This window comes from Oleiphilus sp. HI0061 (genome assembly GCF_001635675.1).
Map to the genome: position 1 here is coordinate 1 of NZ_LWFE01001081.1, position 3,373 is coordinate 3,373.

The following is a 3,373-nucleotide window of genomic DNA, read 5'->3' on the forward strand; positions in this document are numbered from 1 at the left end:
CAACGACATAGATGTACAAGAAGAAGCTTTTGTTGAAAAAGGCGTATTGGTGACTTCAGGTGAATTCACCGGCCTAAGCTCGGCAGAAGCCTTTGATGCCATTGTTGCCAAGTTCGAAGCGCTAGGCACTGGCAAAAAGCGTATTAACTATCGCTTGCGTGACTGGGGTGTTTCTCGCCAGCGTTACTGGGGCACACCTATCCCGATCAAGAATCTTGAAGACGGCAGCGCGATTCCTGTTCCTTTAGATGAGCTGCCTGTTGTACTGCCTGAAGACGTTGAGCTGAACGGTGTCACCTCACCTATCAAGAGCGACCCGGAGTGGGCAAAGACGACTCATAATGGTCAGCCTGCACTACGTGAAACAGATACCTTCGATACCTTTATGGAATCGTCTTGGTATTACGCACGTTACTGTTCACCTCAGTCTGCTGACAGCATGTTAGACCCAGGCGCGGCAAATTACTGGCTGCCTGTAGACCAATATATTGGTGGTATTGAGCACGCTATTTTGCACCTGCTTTATGCGCGCTTTTTCCACAAACTGTTACGAGATGTCGGCTTGGTAAATTGTGACGAGCCGTTCAAGCGTCTGTTATGCCAAGGCATGGTATTGGCTGAAAGCTTCTATCAGGAAGACGATAAAGGTGGCAAGATCTGGATCGCGCCAGCTGAAGTCGATATCGAGACGGACGAAAAAGGCAAAACCATTAGCTGCAAGCGCAAGTCTGACGGTAGCGAAGTGTTGTCTTCTGGCATGAGCAAGATGTCGAAATCTAAGAACAACGGTGTTGACCCACAAACCACCATCGACCAGTTTGGTGCTGATACCGTTCGTTTGTTTATTATGTTTGCTGCGCCTCCTGAGCAATCATTGGAATGGTCTGACAGTGCGGTTGAAGGTTCAAACCGTTTCCTTAAGCGTATCTGGCGCCAGGTGTATTCTCACGTTTCTCAGGGCGATGTGGCTGCACTCGATGTTGCCAGCCTGAACAAAGAGCAGAAAGCGCTTCGCTTAAAAACGCATGAAACGATTGCTAAAGTAAGTGACGACGTTAGCCGCCGCTTAACCTTTAACACAGCAATCGCGGCTATTATGGAGCTAATGAATACAGCCTCGAAGTTTGTTGATGTCAGTGAGCAAGGCCGTGCGGTCATGCAGGAAACGCTTGAAACCGTTACTTTACTGCTTGCACCAATCACGCCTCATATTTCACATGAGCTATGGGAAACCCTGGGCCACAAAGACGCAGTTATCGGCGCGGGCTGGCCAAGTGTTGACGAGAGCGCCTTGGTTAAGGCTTCGCAAACGATCGTTATTCAGGTGAATGGTAAAGTAAGGTCCAAGCTTGACGTGCCTGCTGATATCAGCAAAGAAGCAATGGAACAAACTGCTTTGGATGATGAAAACGTTAAACGCTTTACAGATGACAAGACCGTTCGTAAAGTAATCGTTGTACCTGGAAAGCTGGTTAATATCGTTGCGAACTAGGCAACGATAGACCTGTTCTTTCCTCCTTAATATCGCCCCTCGCTTAAAGCTTCGGGGCGATTATTATTTCAGTGAGAGCCTTATATGCCACGTAATAAACTTTTGATCATCGTAATGATCATGCTTTTTAGTTTGCTGTCGGCATGCGGTTTCCAGCTTCGTGGTTATTCTGAACATGACGCTCCTAAGGGCTTTTCCAGTATAAAACTCGACTGCCCAACCACTCGTGCTTGGCAGCTTTGCCAAACACTACGCCAAAAGTTGATGCTGAATAATATTAGCTTTGATGACAATGCTCAGTATCGGCTAGCTATCTCCCCTATCGAGCAAGAGTCTCGTACCTTGTCGCTGCAAAGCAATGCTTCAACCGCTGAATATGGGCTGAGCTCTAAAGTAAGTTATCAATTAGTTCTTCAAGAGAGCGAAGAAGTACTCGCTGAACAGGAAATCGTCGTTCGTAATAGCTATCGCCACCAGTCCTCTGCACTATTATCAAAAGAGCGCGAGCGCAGTGAGCTACAGTCTGAACTTAGCCAGCGCATTGCTTCAGAAATATTCCGCCAGATAGATGTCGTAAATAAACAAACGCTAACTACCAGCGATTCCGGCAGTAACGAGGGCTCTGAGTAAGTATGCGCATCAAAGCTGAGCAACTTGAGAATGAGCTGAAAAAAAAGCTCTTACCGCTTTATTTGGTAACCGGTGACGAGCCACTATTGGTTCAAGAAGCTTTGGACAGCATTCGTCTGAACTGCAAAAAACAAGGCTTTGATGAGCGAAAGATTCTGGAAGTTGACCGCAAGTTCGATTGGACCAGCTTAAACGAAGAAGCTAACACTCTGTCTTTATTTGCAGAAAAGACACTAACTGAACTTCGACTTGGAAAATCTAAACCCGGTACCCCCGGTGCAAAAGCCTTTCAACAATATTGCGATAATTTGCCAGAAGATAAGATTTTACTGATCTGCGCCGATAAACTCGATGCTTCCACACTTAAAAGCAAGTGGTGTAGCCGACTTGATCAGACTGGTGCCATCATTCAAATATGGCCAATCAATCTACACGAGATGCCGCGTTGGATAGCTCAACGAGCCAATAAAATGGGCTTGAACTTAGCTCGTGACGCCGTTTCACTTTTGTCTGATAGATTAGAAGGCAACTTACTCGCTGCACAACAGGAGCTTGAGAAGCTTAAGCTTCTTCACCCTGACAGCAGTGTCGAAATTTCTACTGAAGATGTGTTGGAAAGTGTTTCAGATGCTTCTCGCTACGATGTCTTTAACCTTACCGACGCCTGTTTGACCGGAAAGGCCAAGCAAAGCGCAAAAATCATCTCCCACCTTCGCCTTGAAGGCGTAGAAGTCACCTTTGTCTTGTGGGCTTTAAGTAAAGAGATTCGCTTACTACTGAATTTGTCTCATGCCCTGAGCAAAGGTCAGCCATTGCCGGCATTATTCAAACAACATCGTATCATTCAAAAACGCCAGGCAGGTCTGTCTGCCGCCGCACAAAAGCACAGCCCTCAAAAGCTATTGGGCCTTTTAGATCAGTGTAAGAAAGTCGATGACCTGATCAAAGGTGTCGAAAAGGGCATTTCCCCTTGGGACGTGTTGACTGATATTACCTTGGCAATTGCTAAGGGATAAAGCCAAAGGTAGGCGGGGCCTCTGTCCGCGCGAACGGAACCACCGGGCTATCTGACACTCCGAGGAACGACCTGCGCCCCGGGACGGGCCGCCTACAAAATTCTCACATTCGAAAACTCATTTCCGAAGATGCTTTAATTTCCATAGATAAGCTTTTGAAAATAAAAAATAACAAAAGCACAACAAAGCATTATAAGTTCTTTAGCGCACACTCTTTATCACAAATAAACATTAA

At 46.4% G+C, this 3,373-nt stretch carries 3 protein-coding genes; all 3 read left to right on the forward strand.

The features are described 5' to 3' along the window. The coding region (gene leuS / locus A3735_RS15265; protein ID WP_068638225.1) for a leucine--tRNA ligase at window positions 1-1,492 on the forward strand (1,492 nt) is incomplete at its 5' end. An 84-nt stretch (window positions 1,493-1,576) separates the two neighbouring features. After that, the gene (gene lptE / locus A3735_RS15270; RefSeq protein WP_068506692.1) at window positions 1,577-2,122 is read left to right on the forward strand and encodes an LPS assembly lipoprotein LptE; all 546 of its coding nucleotides are present in this window, start codon (window positions 1,577-1,579) and stop codon (window positions 2,120-2,122) included. A gap of 2 nt (window positions 2,123-2,124) precedes the next feature. Further along, entirely contained in the window at window positions 2,125-3,138 is a 1,014-nt protein-coding gene (holA, locus tag A3735_RS15275) for a DNA polymerase III subunit delta (RefSeq protein ID WP_068506694.1), read from the forward strand. The last annotated feature ends 235 nt before the right edge of the window (window positions 3,139-3,373 follow it).

Excerpts from the sequence above, each read along its gene's own strand:
- lptE (WP_068506692.1), top strand. The coding sequence starts at position 1,577 with ATGCCACGTAATAAACTTTTGATCATCGTAATGATCATGCTTTTTAGT.
- holA (WP_068506694.1), top strand. The coding sequence starts at position 2,125 with ATGCGCATCAAAGCTGAGCAACTTGAGAATGAGCTGAAAAAAAAGCTC.